Source organism: Yersinia aldovae 670-83, from assembly GCF_000834395.1.
In the GTDB taxonomy this organism is placed as follows: Bacteria; Pseudomonadota; Gammaproteobacteria; order Enterobacterales; family Enterobacteriaceae; genus Yersinia; species Yersinia aldovae.
Genome location: NZ_CP009781.1, coordinates 2,324,439 through 2,341,010, shown reverse-complemented (window position 1 = coordinate 2,341,010; position 16,572 = coordinate 2,324,439). Strand labels below are relative to the sequence as shown.

Here is a 16,572-nt window from a genome sequence, read left to right as displayed (position 1 = left end):
ATGGTAGACACCAAAGCGTTACGGGCAGAACAGCGTCAACGCGCATCTGAAATTAGTCTTCAAGATGATATCGCAAGTGAGTCCGTGCGCTTTATCGCGGGGGCCGATGTCGGTTTTGAGCAGCAGGGGGAGGTGACCCGTGCTGCGGTTGCCGTTTTACGTTATCCGTCGCTGGAATTGGTGGAATATCAGGTTGCCCGCGTGGCAACTTCACTCCCGTATATCCCCGGTTTACTCTCTTTTCGCGAATATCCCGCATTATTAGCCGCTTGGGAGCAGTTACAGCAACGGCCCCAATTGGTTTTTGTTGATGGGCAGGGTATTGCGCATCCCCGCCGTTTCGGGGTTGCCAGTCATTTTGGCCTGTTGGTGGATGTTCCGACTATTGGTGTTGCCAAAAGCCGCCTGTGTGGGCATTTTCAGCCATTGGGCAGTGAGAACGGTGCATTACAGCCTTTGATTGATGCCGATGAGCAGCTAGGTTGGGTATGGCGTAGCAAAAACCGTTGTAATCCGCTATTTATTTCACCCGGCCATCGGGTGAGTATGGGCAGCGCATTAGAGTGGGTTCAACATTGTATAGCGGGTTACCGTTTGCCGGAGCCAACTCGTTGGGCGGATGCTATCGCCTCAAACCGCCCGCAATTTCAGCGCTGGGTGCGGAAAAGTCCTGATTTGCTTGGCAAGCATAGGGATATGATTTAATTTCGGGTACACTGCCGCGCAGATAATGAATAATGAGAACTCATAATGATACGTAATCCGATTCATCTACGCCTCGAAAAGCTGGAAGGTTGGCAACACCTGACTTTCATGGCGTGTTTGTGCGAGCGGATGTATCCCAACTATCAGCAATTTTGTCTGGAAACTGAATTTGGCGATCCGGCTGTTTACCGGCGCATTCTGGATCTGATTTGGGAAACTTTGGTCGTAAAAGACGCAAAAGTGAACTTTGATAGTCAATTAGAGAAATTGGAAGAGGCAATTCCTTCCGCTGATGACTATGCTATCTACGGTGTTTATCCTGCTATCGATGCGTGTATTGCATTGAGCGAGGCTATTCATTCACGTTTGAGTGGTGAAACACTGGAACATGCTATCGCGATCAGCGAAACGTCGATCCGCACTGTTGCGATGTTGGAAATGACGCTGGCCGGTAAAGAAATGACCGATGAAGAACTGAAAATCTTGCCTGCGATTGAAGAAGAATGGGATATCCAATGGGAGATTTTTCGCCTGTTAGCAGACTGCGAAGAGCGCGATTTGGATCTGATCAAAGGGTTACGATCTGACCTACGAGAAGCGGCAGTTAGCAATATTGGCATAAATTTAACGCAATAAGGCAAGAAAACGTGATTTAACGCCTGATTTGTCACGTCTTAAGGCTTCACATCTGCCCCCTGTCTGTTCTACATTTGGGGGGCGAAAAAAAGTGGCTATCGGTGCGTGTATGCAGGAGAGTGCTGTCAATCGGCATATCCGTCGCACTTGATGCTTTGCAAACGATAAATACACTGTAAGGATAACTTATGAATAAGACTCAACTGATTGACGTAATCGCGGACAAAGCGGACCTTTCTAAAGCACAAGCTAAAGCGGCTTTGGAATCGACACTGGGTGCAATTACCGAATCTCTGAAAGAGGGTGATGCAGTACAATTGGTTGGTTTTGGTACCTTCAAAGTAAACCATCGTAATGAGCGCACTGGCCGCAATCCACAAACCGGTAAAGAAATCAAAATTGCTGCAGCTAATGTGCCAGCGTTTGTTTCTGGTAAGGCATTGAAAGACGCTGTTAAATCTTAATAGTGTGTCAGTGAAAATAATAAACAGGGGGGTGGCAAAGCCCCTTTTGTTTATGCAGCGGGTGCTGATGACCTTGGGTTTAGCCTTTGGTCTCAGTGCCTGTAGCAGTCAATCCGGCTCCCCTCAATTCAGTGCCAGCGGATATATCGCCGATAACGGTGTGGTTCGGTTATGGCGTCAGGATAATGCACAACAGCAGCCACTGGTGCTGATGAGCGTCTACAGCCCCTACTCTGGGGATAATACCCGCGTCACCTTCTATGAATACCAGAATGGTTTTTTGCGGGAAATTCGGCGCAATGATTTGGGCCACGATGCGCAAAGTGTTGCGTTACGTTTTGATAAGCAAGGGCAGGTTAGTTTTATGCAACGCCAACTGGCAACACGGCGTGAGCAACTCTCTGCGGATAATATTGCGGTTTATCAGCTAGAAGCTAAACGTATTCTCGAACTGAGCAATGCACTCCGTGCTGGGAATATCACATTAATCCAAGGGCAGTGGCAGGATGGTATTGTGACAACCTGTGCTGGGAAAACGTTACGCCTAAGCCTGGATAACGATTCGCAGGCGTGGGTGAACAAGCGGGGAGCAAATAGTGCGCAGCCGCTAGGTGTGGCGTGGTTGGACTCACCAGAAGGCCAACAATTACTGCTGGTGGCGAATCAAGACTTCTGCCGCTGGGAACCTAAAGCCGGTAGTCTGTGAAATTAGGGGCACGATAAACCGTAGCCCCTTGAAAGAATTGAAGACTTACTTTACCGCGAGTAATTATTTTTCACGAGCAATCGCCCGATAGCCAATGTCTTTACGGCAAAACACCCCTTCCCACTGAATGTTTTCCGCTAACTTATAGGCATGTTGCTGTGCCTGTGCAACCGTTGCCCCGAGTGCCGTCACACACAATACGCGCCCACCGCGGGTCACCACATTATTATTACTGTCTAGCTTGGTTCCTGCATGGAACACTTTGCCATCAGCCACTTCTTGCTGTGGCAACCCATGAATGACATCACCCTGACGGTAATCCGCGGGATAACCACCTGCGGCCAGAACTACCCCCAGAGATGGGCGTTCATCCCAGTCAGAGGTTTTCTCATCCAATTTACCTTGTGCACCGGCTAAGCAAAGCTCAACCAAGTCTGAACGCATACGTAGCATAATTGGCTGGGTTTCAGGGTCGCCAAAGCGGCAGTTGAATTCAATAACCTTGGGTTGCCCATCGGCGGAGATCATCAAACCTGCATAGAGGAAACCGGTGTAAACATTGCCTTCTGCGGCCATACCGCGCACGGTGGGCCAGATAACCTGACTCATCACGCGCTGATGGACTTCATCCGTGACGACAGGTGCCGGAGAATAAGCGCCCATGCCGCCGGTATTCGGGCCGGTATCACCATCGCCAACGCGCTTATGATCCTGGCTGGTGGCCATCGGTAACACGTTTTCACCATCAACCATCACAATAAAGCTGGCTTCTTCGCCATCGAGGAACTCTTCCACCACGATACGATGGCCGGCATCACCAAACGCATTGCCAGCCAGCATGTCATGAACTGCGGTTTCTGCCTCTTCCAGCGTCATTGCCACAATCACGCCTTTACCGGCCGCCAGTCCATCAGCCTTAATCACGATTGGCGCACCAATTTTGCGCACATAAGCTAAAGCGGGTTCGACCTCGGTGAAATTCTGGTAAAACGCGGTTGGAATATTATGGCGCGCCAGGAAATCTTTGGTGAAAGCTTTAGAACCTTCCAATTGAGCAGCGGCTTGTGTTGGGCCAAAGATAGTCAGACCCGCCGCGCGGAAGGCGTCAACCACACCGATGACGAGTGGTGCTTCTGGGCCGACGATAGTCAGGCCAATATCGTGGCTTTGCGCAAATGCCAGTAAACCGGCAATATCGGTGGCAGCGATATCGATATTTTCTAGCGTGGGTTCCAGCGCAGTACCGGCATTGCCCGGTGCGACATAAATTTTATCGGCTAAAGGTGACTGTGCTGCTTTCCAGCCCAGCGCATGTTCGCGCCCGCCATTGCCAATAATCAAAATATTCATCAGGTGACTCCGTTAAGCGGGTTAATTAATGGCGGAAATGACGCATATCGGTAAAGATCATGGCGATACCATGCTCATCAGCCGCAGCAATAACTTCATCGTCACGGATTGAACCACCCGGTTGGATAACACAAGTGATCCCGACGGCTGCTGCCGCATCAATACCGTCGCGGAATGGGAAGAAGGCATCAGAAGCCATGGCAGAACCGGCTACTTCTAAACCTTCATCTGCCGCTTTGATTCCGGCTATCTTGGCTGAGTACACGCGGCTCATCTGGCCCGCACCTATGCCGATAGTCATATTGTCGCGCGCATAAACAATGGCATTAGATTTAACAAACTTAGCCACTTTCCAGCAGAACAGCGCATCACGCAGCTCTTGCTCGGTCGGCTGGCGTTTGGACACCACACGCAGATCCGCCTCAGTCACCATACCCAAATCACGGTCTTGTACTAACAAACCACCATTAACACGTTTGAAATCCAGGCCGACAGAACGTTGTTGCCACTGACCACAAGTCAGAACACGCACATTCTGTTTGGCAGCTAATAGCGCTAAGGCTTCAGCACTGACGTAGGGGGCAATAATCACTTCAACAAATTGACGGCTGATAATGGCGCTGGCTGTTGCGGCATCCAACTCACGGTTAAAGGCGATAATGCCGCCGAAAGCTGACGTTGGGTCAGTTTTATAGGCTTTGTCATAGGCGGCCAGCAGAGTATCAGCAATCGCCACGCCGCATGGGTTGGCATGTTTGACGATCACACAGGCAGGTTCACCGAACTCTTTCACACATTCAAGTGCAGCATCGGTATCGGCGATATTATTATAGGAGAGCGCCTTGCCTTGTAATTGCTGCGCGGTAGCTACAGATGCTTCTTTCACATCTTCTTCTATATAGAAGGCCGCTTGCTGGTGGCTGTTCTCACCGTAACGCATATCCTGTTTCTTTATATAGTTAAGATTCAGGGTGCGAGGGAAGCGGCCTGATGGCTGTTCGGTATCACCATGATAAGCTGGAACCAGCGCACCGAAGTAGTTGGCAATCATGCTGTCGTAAGCGGCGGTGTGTTCGAAAGCTTTGATCGCCAGGTTGAAACGGGTTGGGTACGTCAATGAACCGTCATTCACGTCCAGCTCGGCAATAATTGCTGGGTAGTCGCTGCTCTTAACCACAATAGCGACATCTTTATGATTCTTGGCCGCAGAACGCACCATAGTTGGGCCACCGATGTCGATATTCTCAACGGCGTCTTCCAATGAACAATCCGGGCGGGCCACGGTTTGGGCAAAGGGATATAAATTCACGGCTACAATATCAATTGGCTGAATATCATGTTGAGCCATGATTCCATCATCCTGGCCGCGACGGCCTAAAATGCCGCCATGTACTTTGGGATGCAAAGTCTTAACGCGTCCGTCCATCATTTCTGGGAAGCCGGTGTAGTCAGACACTTCGGTGACAGGTAGACCTGCATCAGCCAGCAGGCGGGCAGTCCCGCCGGTGGAAAGTAACTCGATACCACGCTGAGAAAGTGCGGTGGCGAATTCGACGATACCGGCTTTGTCAGACACACTGAGTAGAGCACGGCGGATTGGGCGGCGTTGTTGCATGGTTTTATCCCTTGGCTTTGGAGTCGCAGTTGTTCTTCACATCAATCAATAGAGCGTTACGTGAATCTCTTCTATCTATATAGAGATATAAAGAGAAAAACAGATTCAGATAACGTCCCAGCAGAGGGCGATACTAGCTAATGGTGACTTTTATGTGGCAATAAGCCCTTCACACCACCTAAATGCGCTTTATCGCGCGCTGCATTTGCCCATTTTATAAAAAATCACTTCAAGCCAGCGCTATTTTGCCAACAAGGTCACTCTTTTTCTACGCGGGGAATTGTAGCGAAAACGATTGCGCGGCGCTCGTCAATTTTGAGTTCAGTTTCAATCTGTGGATAAGTTTGTGCACAACAGGGTATAAAGTGGGGTTTTGCTGTGGAATACAGCAAACAGTCATTTTTATTGAAATTAGCGGTTGCGGCCCGCTGAGAACTCCCTATAATGCGCATCCATCGAGACGGCACACAACGAATCAAGTAGTTAAGTGACCGGCAAAGAGAACAGAGAAATTCAACGAAATAAAATGTTGACTCTGAATGAGGAAAGCGTAATATGCGCACCTCGAGTTACCGACCGGAAGGTTGCTAACTCACTGCTCTTTAACAATTTATCAGACAATCTGTGTGGGCACTCGCAAGACGATATCGACGCCTGTTTCGGCAGGCAGAAGAAATATCAAAGTCTTGAAGAGTGACCAAAGCAGTACACATTTGAACTTCGGTTCGAATGCATATTTGCAGAAAGTAATCTTTGAGCATCGCTATGTTAACTCATAGCAAATCAAACAAATCTTAAATTGAAGAGTTTGATCATGGCTCAGATTGAACGCTGGCGGCAGGCCTAACACATGCAAGTCGAGCGGCAGCGGGAAGTAGTTTACTACTTTGCCGGCGAGCGGCGGACGGGTGAGTAATGTCTGGGAAACTGCCTGATGGAGGGGGATAACTACTGGAAACGGTAGCTAATACCGCATAACGTCTTCGGACCAAAGTGGGGGACCTTCGGGCCTCACGCCATCGGATGTGCCCAGATGGGATTAGCTAGTAGGTGGGGTAATGGCTCACCTAGGCGACGATCCCTAGCTGGTCTGAGAGGATGACCAGCCACACTGGAACTGAGACACGGTCCAGACTCCTACGGGAGGCAGCAGTGGGGAATATTGCACAATGGGCGCAAGCCTGATGCAGCCATGCCGCGTGTGTGAAGAAGGCCTTCGGGTTGTAAAGCACTTTCAGCGAGGAGGAAGGCAGTCGTGTTAATAGCACGGTTGATTGACGTTACTCGCAGAAGAAGCACCGGCTAACTCCGTGCCAGCAGCCGCGGTAATACGGAGGGTGCAAGCGTTAATCGGAATTACTGGGCGTAAAGCGCACGCAGGCGGTTTGTTAAGTCAGATGTGAAATCCCCGCGCTTAACGTGGGAACTGCATTTGAAACTGGCAAGCTAGAGTCTTGTAGAGGGGGGTAGAATTCCAGGTGTAGCGGTGAAATGCGTAGAGATCTGGAGGAATACCGGTGGCGAAGGCGGCCCCCTGGACAAAGACTGACGCTCAGGTGCGAAAGCGTGGGGAGCAAACAGGATTAGATACCCTGGTAGTCCACGCTGTAAACGATGTCGACTTGGAGGTTGTGCCCTTGAGGCGTGGCTTCCGGAGCTAACGCGTTAAGTCGACCGCCTGGGGAGTACGGCCGCAAGGTTAAAACTCAAATGAATTGACGGGGGCCCGCACAAGCGGTGGAGCATGTGGTTTAATTCGATGCAACGCGAAGAACCTTACCTACTCTTGACATCCACAGAACTTAGCAGAGATGCTTAGGTGCCTTCGGGAACTGTGAGACAGGTGCTGCATGGCTGTCGTCAGCTCGTGTTGTGAAATGTTGGGTTAAGTCCCGCAACGAGCGCAACCCTTATCCTTTGTTGCCAGCACGTAATGGTGGGAACTCAAGGGAGACTGCCGGTGACAAACCGGAGGAAGGTGGGGATGACGTCAAGTCATCATGGCCCTTACGAGTAGGGCTACACACATGCTACAATGGCAGATACAAAGTGAAGCGAACTCGCGAGAGCAAGCGGACCACATAAAGTCTGTCGTAGTCCGGATTGGAGTCTGCAACTCGACTCCATGAAGTCGGAATCGCTAGTAATCGTAGATCAGAATGCTACGGTGAATACGTTCCCGGGCCTTGTACACACCGCCCGTCACACCATGGGAGTGGGTTGCAAAAGAAGTAGGTAGCTTAACCTTCGGGAGGGCGCTTACCACTTTGTGATTCATGACTGGGGTGAAGTCGTAACAAGGTAACCGTAGGGGAACCTGCGGTTGGATCACCTCCTTACCTAAACGATACGCATTGCGCAGTGTCCACACAGATTGTCTGATAGAAAGTAACGAGCAAATAAGGCCGGGCTGAGAGATTAGTCGGGCTTTAGTACCTTGTTGGGTCTGTAGCTCAGGTGGTTAGAGCGCACCCCTGATAAGGGTGAGGTCGGTGGTTCAAGTCCACTCAGACCCACCAACTCATCCTCATACTGCGTTACAGACACACGCGGTTATACCCATAAACGTCGCGTGACTGCGTCTTGTCTGAGAATGAGTTATGCCGATAAGGTATTTTGCTTTTTATATGGGGCTATAGCTCAGCTGGGAGAGCGCCTGCCTTGCACGCAGGAGGTCAGCGGTTCGATCCCGCTTAGCTCCACCATATAAAAAAACTATTTCAAAACGTACTGCGGTCGTAGACACAGTGGGTTGTGAAATATTGCTCTTTAACAATCTGGAACAAGCTGAAAATTGAAACAATACAGCTGAAACTTATCTCTCCGTAGATGTACTGAGATAAGGATTACCCTGTATTAGAGTCTCTCAAATAATCGCAATGCCAATGGGTTAATCCTTGTTGCAGTGTGAGCGAGAAGACACTCAGCAAGGCGTACAGCGCACAGCAACCGGAGTGAACTTAACGTTCATGAGGATTGCGCGCACTGCACAACATAGCAGAGTGTGTTCACAGCCACACCAATAACGAAAAACACCTTTGGGTTGTGAGGTTAAGCGACTAAGCGTACACGGTGGATGCCTAGGCAGTCAGAGGCGATGAAGGGCGTGCTAATCTGCGAAAAGCGTCGGTAAGGTGATATGAACCGTTATAACCGACGATACCCGAATGGGGAAACCCAGTGCAATTCGTTGCACTATTGCATGGTGAATACATAGCCATGCAAGGCGAACCGGGGGAACTGAAACATCTAAGTACCCCGAGGAAAAGAAATCAACCGAGATTCCCCCAGTAGCGGCGAGCGAACGGGGAAGAGCCCAGAGTCTGAATCAGTTTGTGTGTTAGTGGAAGCGTCTGGAAAGTCGCACGGTACAGGGTGATAGTCCCGTACACCAAAACACGCATTCTGTGAACTCGATGAGTAGGGCGGGACACGTGACATCCTGTCTGAATATGGGGGGACCATCCTCCAAGGCTAAATACTCCTGACTGACCGATAGTGAACCAGTACCGTGAGGGAAAGGCGAAAAGAACCCCGGCGAGGGGAGTGAAATAGAACCTGAAACCGTGTACGTACAAGCAGTGGGAGCCTACTAGTTGGGTGACTGCGTACCTTTTGTATAATGGGTCAGCGACTTATATTTTGTAGCAAGGTTAACCGAATAGGGGAGCCGTAGGGAAACCGAGTCTTAACTGGGCGTCTAGTTGCAAGGTATAGACCCGAAACCCGGTGATCTAGCCATGGGCAGGTTGAAGGTTGGGTAACACTAACTGGAGGACCGAACCGACTAATGTTGAAAAATTAGCGGATGACTTGTGGCTGGGGGTGAAAGGCCAATCAAACCGGGAGATAGCTGGTTCTCCCCGAAAGCTATTTAGGTAGCGCCTCGTGAACTCATCTTCGGGGGTAGAGCACTGTTTCGGCTAGGGGGTCATCCCGACTTACCAAACCGATGCAAACTCCGAATACCGAAGAATGTTATCACGGGAGACACACGGCGGGTGCTAACGTCCGTCGTGAAGAGGGAAACAACCCAGACCGCCAGCTAAGGTCCCAAAGTCATGGTTAAGTGGGAAACGATGTGGGAAGGCACAGACAGCCAGGATGTTGGCTTAGAAGCAGCCATCATTTAAAGAAAGCGTAATAGCTCACTGGTCGAGTCGGCCTGCGCGGAAGATGTAACGGGGCTAAACCATGCACCGAAGCTGCGGCAGCGACACTTAGGTGTTGTTGGGTAGGGGAGCGTTCTGTAAGCCGTTGAAGGTGACCTGTGAGGGTTGCTGGAGGTATCAGAAGTGCGAATGCTGACATAAGTAACGATAATGCGGGTGAAAAACCCGCACGCCGGAAGACCAAGGGTTCCTGTCCAACGTTAATCGGGGCAGGGTGAGTCGACCCCTAAGGCGAGGCTGAAAAGCGTAGTCGATGGGAAACAGGTTAATATTCCTGTACTTGGTGTTACTGCGAAGGGGGGACGGAGAAGGCTAGGCTAGCCGGGCGACGGTTGTCCCGGTTTAAGCATGTAGGCGGAGCGACTTGGTAAATCCGGTTGCTTATCAACGCTGAGGTGTGATGACGAGTCACTACGGTGATGAAGTAGTTGATGCCAAGCTTCCAGGAAAAGCCTCTAAGCATCAGGTAACATTAAATCGTACCCCAAACCGACACAGGTGGTCAGGTAGAGAATACTCAGGCGCTTGAGAGAACTCGGGTGAAGGAACTAGGCAAAATGGTGCCGTAACTTCGGGAGAAGGCACGCTGGCGTTAGGTAATGGGACTTGCTCCCGGCGCCGAAGCCAGTCGCAGATACCAGCTGGCTGCAACTGTTTAATAAAAACACAGCACTGTGCAAACACGAAAGTGGACGTATACGGTGTGACGCCTGCCCGGTGCTGGAAGGTTAATTGATGGGGTCAGCCGCAAGGCGAAGCTCTTGATCGAAGCCCCAGTAAACGGCGGCCGTAACTATAACGGTCCTAAGGTAGCGAAATTCCTTGTCGGGTAAGTTCCGACCTGCACGAATGGCGTAATGATGGCCAGGCTGTCTCCACCCGAGACTCAGTGAAATTGAACTCGCTGTGAAGATGCAGTGTACCCGCGGCAAGACGGAAAGACCCCGTGAACCTTTACTATAGCTTGACACTGAACATTGAGCCTTGATGTGTAGGATAGGTGGGAGGCATTGAAGTGTGGACGCCAGTCTGCATGGAGCCAACCTTGAAATACCACCCTTTAATGTTTGATGTTCTAACTCGGCCCCGTGATCCGGGGTGAGGACAGTGTCTGGTGGGTAGTTTGACTGGGGCGGTCTCCTCCCAAAGAGTAACGGAGGAGCACGAAGGTTAGCTAATCACGGTCGGACATCGTGAGGTTAGTGCAAAGGCATAAGCTAGCTTGACTGCGAGAGTGACGGCTCGAGCAGGTACGAAAGTAGGTCTTAGTGATCCGGTGGTTCTGAATGGAAGGGCCATCGCTCAACGGATAAAAGGTACTCCGGGGATAACAGGCTGATACCGCCCAAGAGTTCATATCGACGGCGGTGTTTGGCACCTCGATGTCGGCTCATCACATCCTGGGGCTGAAGTAGGTCCCAAGGGTATGGCTGTTCGCCATTTAAAGTGGTACGCGAGCTGGGTTTAGAACGTCGTGAGACAGTTCGGTCCCTATCTGCCGTGGGCGTTGGAAGATTGAGAGGGGCTGCTCCTAGTACGAGAGGACCGGAGTGGACGAATCACTGGTGTTCGGGTTGTCATGCCAATGGCATTGCCCGGTAGCTAAATTCGGAAGAGATAACCGCTGAAAGCATCTAAGCGGGAAACTTGCCTCGAGATGAGTCTTCCCTGGGGCTTTAAGCCCCCTGAAGGAACGTTAAAGACTATGACGTTGATAGGCTGGGTGTGTAAGTGCAGCGATGCATTGAGCTAACCAGTACTAATGATCCGTGAGGCTTAACCTTACAACACCAAAGGTGTTTTGTGTTTGAGAGAGATATTTTCAGCGAAGTTCCGAGATTGGATTGGCTGGCTGGGTAGAAATACCGAGCGAGTTAATTGAAACAGAATTTGCCTGGCGGCCATAGCACGGTGGCACCACCTGAACCCATGCCGAACTCAGAAGTGAAACGCCGTAGCGCCGATGGTAGTGTGGGGTCTCCCCATGCGAGAGTAGGACACTGCCAGGCATCAAATTTAGTATGCTGATATGGCTCAGTTGGTAGAGCGCACCCTTGGTAAGGGTGAGGTCCCCAGTTCGACTCTGGGTATCAGCACCAGTTACATGGGTTTAAAGTTCGGCAGTAATAGAAAAGAATTTACCTGGCGGCAATAGCGCGGTGGTCCCACCTGACCCCATGCCGAACTCAGAAGTGAAACGCCGTAGCGCCGATGGTAGTGTGGGGTCTCCCCATGCGAGAGTAGGACACTGCCAGGTATCAAATCAAGTAAAGACCCCATGCCAAAAGCGTGGGGTTTTTGCTTTTCTACTATTCAGTAAATATCTCTCGGTAAGGCTCAATGGCTTAACAGTCGGCGGCGTATCCTCATCACAATAGCAGTCATGCTGCCTATATTATGTTATTAATCATATTAATATCGCCTCCTTAACATACTGCATCAACCTGGTTTTTGCATTCCTACAAGTATAGAAAATTCATGCCTACCATTTGCTACACTTTATATGCTGAAATTTCAGCAATGAAACATTTTCAGGTTGTCTCAGATCTCTCGACTTTTTACTCAAAATCCGCTATCTTCGGGCATCTAGAAGTCTAAACGTATAAACGGACATATTGAGGATATAGGCATGCCAATTCGGGTTCCCGATGAATTGCCCGCAGTGAGTTTCTTACGCAATGAGAATGTTTTTGTCATGACCTCATCGCGTGCGAAAACTCAGGAGATTCGCCCGCTGAAAGTGTTGGTTTTGAATCTAATGCCTAAGAAAATTGAGACGGAAAATCAATTCCTACGTTTACTCTCTAATTCACCCCTACAGATCGATATCCAATTGCTACGCGTTGATAGCCGTGAGTCAAAAAATACGCCGACGGAGCATCTGAACAACTTCTATTGTGACTTTGACGATATCCAGGACCAGAATTTTGACGGGCTGATCGTAACGGGTGCCCCTTTGGGGTTGGTCGATTTTTGTGACGTCGCCTATTGGCCACAGATCGAGCGTATTATTGCTTGGGCAAAGGAGCATGTGACCTCAACCTTATTCGTGTGTTGGGCGGTACAGGCGGCATTAAATATCTTGTATGGCATTCCTAAGATGACCCGAGAGGTGAAGCTGTCCGGTATTTATCAGCATCAAACGTTGGAACCGCTGGCGCTGCTGACGCGTGGTTTTGACGAGACATTTCTGGCTCCTCATTCTCGCTATGCTGACTTTCCACTTGAGGTACTCAAGCAATACCCGGATCTGGATATTTTGGTTTCATCAGAAGAGGCTGGAGCCTATCTGTTTGCCAGTAAAGATAAGCGGGTCGCCTTTGTTACCGGCCATCCTGAATACGATGTTGGTACGCTGGCAGGTGAATATCAGCGTGATTTGGCTGCGGGCCTTAATCCACAGGTGCCTCTCAATTATTTCCCGCATAACGATGCATCTTTGCCACCCAAAGCGTCCTGGCGCAGCCACGGACATTTGCTATTTGCCAACTGGCTAAACTATTACGTGTACCAAATCACGCCATTTGATTTACGCCACATGAATCCTACTCTCGACTAATCTATCCCCGTTCTGAATGTTAATAATGGCGGCTGAATCGAGGCCGCCTGCCCATTTCCCCTTTCTTTTATTCTAATTACCCACCCTTAAACTGGTCTGATCTCTTTGCTAAACAAGGAGTTATCTCGATTTTAATCATCTAATGGAATCTCATTCCTGTTATTTGAATTATTGATATTGTGTTAACATAATGATAAATAAAGATTAAAAAAGTATTTTTAATAAAAATGGAAATCGTTTTTGATTTTAATAATTAATTGATTATTCTTAGTGCTGTCGGGTTAAAAAATAACGATGAAATCCAGTCTTTAATTTCCAGCCGGAATGCATTACCCGATGAGAATCCAACAGTGACGCTGCGTTAGCGTTGATGTAAACGTCGTGAGATGGGTAAGGGGAAGGATAATGACACAACAGTTAGTTAGCACGGAGTTAGTTTTTACACAGCATTTTAATGCTGCTGAGAGGCAGGTTTTGCCAGAAGAGGCGATTGAATTCTTGACCGAATTGGTGGTGAAATTTGCTGCTTCTCGTAGCAAACTCCTTGCTGTACGGGCATCCTGTCAACAGGTGATCGACCAGGGTGGGTTGCCTGATTTTATTTCGGAAACCAATTCCATTCGTGAGTCTGACTGGAAAATTCAGGGGATACCTGCTGATTTACGTGATCGTCGAGTTGAGATTACCGGGCCGGTTGAGCGTAAAATGGTGATTAATGCTCTCAACGCCAACGTAAAAGTCTTTATGGCGGATTTTGAAGATTCTCTGGCACCGAGCTGGGATAAAGTTATCGACGGCCAAATTAATCTGCATGATGCGGTGAATAGAACCATTTCTTATAAAAATGAATCCGGCAAGATTTATCAGCTCAAACCTAACCCTGCGGTACTGATTGCGCGAGTTCGTGGCCTGCATTTACCGGAAAAACATGTTAAATGGCAGGGCGAAGCGATTCCTGGCGGCCTGTTCGATTTTGCTTTGTATTTCTACCATAACTATAAGCAATTACTTGCCAATGGCAGCGGTCCTTATTTTTATTTGCCGAAGATGCAGTCTTATCAGGAAGCCGCGTGGTGGAGTGATGTTTTCAGCTTTACCGAGCAGCGGTTTGATCTTCCGCAAGGTACGATTAAAGCCACCGTATTAATTGAGACGTTACCTGCTGTCTTCCAAATGGATGAGATCCTCTATCACCTGCGCCATCACATTGTTGGCCTGAATTGTGGTCGCTGGGACTATATCTTCAGTTATATCAAAACACTGAAAAATCACGGCGATCGCGTACTGCCAGATCGTCAGTCAGTCACCATGAATAAACCGTTCTTGAGTGCGTATTCCCGTTTACTGATTAGAACCTGTCATAAACGCGGTGCTCTGGCGATGGGGGGTATGGCGGCCTTTATCCCGAATAAAGACCCAGAGAAAAATGCGCAGGTGTTGGATAAAGTCCGTGTAGACAAAGAGTTAGAAGCCAGTAATGGTCATGACGGTACTTGGGTTGCCCACCCAGGGCTTGCTGATACGGTGATGGAGGTGTTTAACAAGGTGTTGGGCGATAGGCCAAATCAGTTAGAGGTGAGCCGCGGGCAGGACAAACCGATTACTGCCACTGAATTACTGGAGCCTTGTACTGGCGATCGTACCGAAGAGGGAATGCGGGCCAATATCCGCGTGGCAGTGCAATACATCGAAGCCTGGATTTCTGGCAATGGTTGTGTGCCGATTTATGGCCTGATGGAAGATGCGGCGACGGCTGAGATATCCCGTACTTCTATTTGGCAATGGATACATCACCAAAAAAGCCTGAGTAACGGCCAGACGGTGACCAAAGAGCTGTTTCGCAGCATGTTGAGTGAAGAAATGCAGGTCGTGAAGCTGGAACTTGGCGCACAGCGCTTTGATGGCGGGCGGTTTGAAGAAGCTGCGCGCCTGATGGAGCAGATTACAACACAAGACGAGCTTATCGACTTCCTGACGTTGCCGGGCTATGCATTACTCGCCTAGGCCTGCTATTTGACCCTACAAAATTAAATAATAAGGAATATCGCCATGACGACCTCTCGTGCTCAACAGATTCAGCAATTGAAAGATGAATGGAAATTACCGCGCTGGGAGGGCATTACCCGCCCATATAGTGCGGAAGACGTGATCAAACTGCGCGGTTCAGTGAACCCAGAATGCACGCTGGCACAGCACGGTGCGGACAGACTGTGGGAATTACTGCACGGTGGTGCGCGTAAAGGGTATATCAACTGTCTGGGGGCGTTAACCGGTGGTCAGGCTCTGCAACAGGCAAAAGCCGGTGTCGAGGCGATTTATCTGTCGGGCTGGCAGGTTGCCGCAGATGCTAATACCGCCTCCAGTATGTATCCGGATCAGTCTTTGTACCCGGTGGACTCGGTTCCAGCAGTGGTAAAGCGTATTAATAACAGTTTCCGTCGTGCTGATCAGATTCAGTGGTCGAATAATATTGAACCGGGTAGCAAGGGTTACACTGACTATTTCCTGCCCATTGTCGCGGATGCTGAAGCGGGTTTTGGCGGCGTGCTAAACGCGTTTGAATTGATGAAAGCGATGATCGAGGCCGGTGCGGCGGGCGTACATTTTGAAGACCAACTGGCGGCGGTGAAGAAGTGTGGTCATATGGGCGGTAAAGTGTTGGTGCCGACTCAGGAAGCGATTCAGAAGTTAGTCGCAGCACGTCTGGCCGCAGATGTGTTAGGTGTGCCAACATTGCTGATTGCCCGTACCGATGCTGATGCGGCTGATTTGCTGACCTCTGATTGTGACCCATATGACAGCGAGTTTGTGGTCGGTGAGCGAACACCAGAAGGCTTCTTCCGCACTCATGCGGGTATCGAGCAAGCCATCAGCCGTGGCCTGGCTTATGCCCCTTATGCCGATTTGGTGTGGTGCGAAACCTCCACGCCGGACTTGGCATTGGCTAAACGTTTTGCCGACGCGGTTCATGAAAAGTTCCCAGGAAAATTATTGGCTTACAACTGCTCACCGTCGTTCAACTGGAAGAAAAACTTGAATGACCAAGAGATTGCCAGCTTCCAGGATGAACTGTCTGCGATGGGTTACAAATACCAGTTTATTACCTTAGCGGGTATCCATAGCATGTGGTTCAACATGTTTGATCTGGCCCATGCTTACGCGCAGGGTGAAGGTATGAAGCACTACGTTGAGAAGGTGCAGCAGCCCGAATTTGCCTCGGTTGAGCGCGGCTATACCTTCGCATCACATCAGCAGGAAGTGGGTACTGGCTACTTTGATAAAGTCACCAATATCATTCAGGGTGGCGAATCATCAGTCACTGCACTGACCGGTTCGACGGAAGAACAGCAATTCTAAATGCTGTT

General features: G+C 49.7%; 9 protein-coding genes, 3 tRNA genes and 4 rRNA genes. 14 read left to right on the top strand and 2 right to left on the bottom strand.

The features are described 5' to 3' along the window. From nfi to AT01_RS10635, 4 genes are all read left to right on the top strand, one after another. A complete protein-coding gene (gene nfi / locus AT01_RS10650) occupies positions 1 to 705 on the top strand; it encodes a deoxyribonuclease V (protein ID WP_042547134.1) in 705 nt (234 codons plus the stop codon). Positions 706 to 750: 45 nt separating this feature from the next. Further along, positions 751 to 1,341: a YjaG family protein gene (locus AT01_RS10645; protein WP_004704716.1), complete on the top strand. Its 591-nt coding sequence runs from the start codon at positions 751 to 753 to the stop codon at positions 1,339 to 1,341. Between the two features lie 188 nt (positions 1,342 to 1,529). Continuing rightward, positions 1,530 to 1,805 carry a nucleoid-associated protein HU-alpha gene (gene hupA / locus AT01_RS10640; protein WP_004704718.1) on the top strand — a complete coding sequence of 92 codons (276 nt, stop codon included), beginning with the start codon at positions 1,530 to 1,532 and terminating at the stop codon, positions 1,803 to 1,805. Positions 1,806 to 1,857: 52 nt separating this feature from the next. Continuing rightward, positions 1,858 to 2,511, top strand: coding sequence for a DUF1481 domain-containing protein (locus AT01_RS10635; protein ID WP_004704719.1), 654 nt, complete (start codon positions 1,858 to 1,860; stop codon positions 2,509 to 2,511). A 63-nt stretch (positions 2,512 to 2,574) separates the two neighbouring features. Here the strand turns inward: AT01_RS10635 and purD are convergent, their stop codons facing one another. Both purD and purH read right to left on the bottom strand, forming a co-directional pair. Next, positions 2,575 to 3,861 carry a phosphoribosylamine--glycine ligase gene (purD, locus tag AT01_RS10630; protein ID WP_042547133.1) on the bottom strand — a complete coding sequence of 429 codons (1,287 nt, stop codon included), beginning with the start codon at positions 3,859 to 3,861 and terminating at the stop codon, positions 2,575 to 2,577. A 25-nt stretch (positions 3,862 to 3,886) separates the two neighbouring features. After that, positions 3,887 to 5,476, bottom strand: coding sequence for a bifunctional phosphoribosylaminoimidazolecarboxamide formyltransferase/IMP cyclohydrolase (gene purH, locus AT01_RS10625; protein WP_042547132.1), 1,590 nt, complete (start codon positions 5,474 to 5,476; stop codon positions 3,887 to 3,889). 796 nt (positions 5,477 to 6,272) lie between these two features. On the opposite strand from purH, the gene AT01_RS10620 reads away from it, so the two are divergent. From AT01_RS10620 to aceA, 10 genes are all read left to right on the top strand, one after another. Then, a 16S ribosomal RNA gene (locus tag AT01_RS10620) occupies positions 6,273 to 7,815 on the top strand. A 103-nt stretch (positions 7,816 to 7,918) separates the two neighbouring features. Beyond that, positions 7,919 to 7,995 (top strand) — tRNA-Ile (locus AT01_RS10615). A gap of 110 nt (positions 7,996 to 8,105) precedes the next feature. Next, positions 8,106 to 8,181: transfer RNA gene (locus tag AT01_RS10610), tRNA-Ala, on the top strand. Between the two features lie 344 nt (positions 8,182 to 8,525). After that, positions 8,526 to 11,432: ribosomal RNA gene (locus AT01_RS10605) — 23S ribosomal RNA — on the top strand. Positions 11,433 to 11,541: 109 nt separating this feature from the next. Next, positions 11,542 to 11,657: ribosomal RNA gene (gene rrf / locus AT01_RS10600) — 5S ribosomal RNA — on the top strand. 14 nt (positions 11,658 to 11,671) lie between these two features. Beyond that, positions 11,672 to 11,747: transfer RNA gene (locus AT01_RS10595), tRNA-Thr, on the top strand. 42 nt (positions 11,748 to 11,789) lie between these two features. Beyond that, a 5S ribosomal RNA gene (gene rrf, locus AT01_RS10590) occupies positions 11,790 to 11,905 on the top strand. Together the 16S, 23S and 5S rRNA genes with 3 tRNA genes alongside form the textbook arrangement of a ribosomal RNA operon. Positions 11,906 to 12,277: 372 nt before the next feature. Further along, on the top strand, positions 12,278 to 13,207 hold the full coding sequence (metA, locus tag AT01_RS10585) for a homoserine O-acetyltransferase MetA (protein ID WP_042547131.1): 930 nt from the start codon (positions 12,278 to 12,280) through the stop codon (positions 13,205 to 13,207). 405 nt (positions 13,208 to 13,612) lie between these two features. Next, on the top strand, positions 13,613 to 15,211 hold the full coding sequence (aceB, locus tag AT01_RS10580; protein WP_042547130.1) for a malate synthase A: 1,599 nt from the start codon (positions 13,613 to 13,615) through the stop codon (positions 15,209 to 15,211). A 45-nt stretch (positions 15,212 to 15,256) separates the two neighbouring features. Further along, a complete protein-coding gene (aceA, locus tag AT01_RS10575; RefSeq protein ID WP_042547129.1) occupies positions 15,257 to 16,564 on the top strand; it encodes an isocitrate lyase in 1,308 nt (435 codons plus the stop codon). The last annotated feature ends 8 nt before the right edge of the window (positions 16,565 to 16,572 follow it).

Excerpts from the sequence above, each read along its gene's own strand:
- aceA (WP_042547129.1), top strand. The coding sequence starts at position 15,257 with ATGACGACCTCTCGTGCTCAACAGATTCAGCAATTGAAAGATGAATGG.
- AT01_RS10645 (WP_004704716.1), top strand. The coding sequence starts at position 751 with ATGATACGTAATCCGATTCATCTACGCCTCGAAAAGCTGGAAGGTTGG.
- AT01_RS10635 (WP_004704719.1), top strand. The coding sequence starts at position 1,858 with ATGCAGCGGGTGCTGATGACCTTGGGTTTAGCCTTTGGTCTCAGTGCC.
- aceB (WP_042547130.1), top strand. The coding sequence starts at position 13,613 with ATGACACAACAGTTAGTTAGCACGGAGTTAGTTTTTACACAGCATTTT.
- metA (WP_042547131.1), top strand. The coding sequence starts at position 12,278 with ATGCCAATTCGGGTTCCCGATGAATTGCCCGCAGTGAGTTTCTTACGC.
- nfi (WP_042547134.1), top strand. The coding sequence starts at position 1 with ATGGTAGACACCAAAGCGTTACGGGCAGAACAGCGTCAACGCGCATCT.
- hupA (WP_004704718.1), top strand. The coding sequence starts at position 1,530 with ATGAATAAGACTCAACTGATTGACGTAATCGCGGACAAAGCGGACCTT.
- purD (WP_042547133.1), bottom strand. The coding sequence starts at position 3,861 with ATGAATATTTTGATTATTGGCAATGGCGGGCGCGAACATGCGCTGGGC.
- purH (WP_042547132.1), bottom strand. The coding sequence starts at position 5,476 with ATGCAACAACGCCGCCCAATCCGCCGTGCTCTACTCAGTGTGTCTGAC.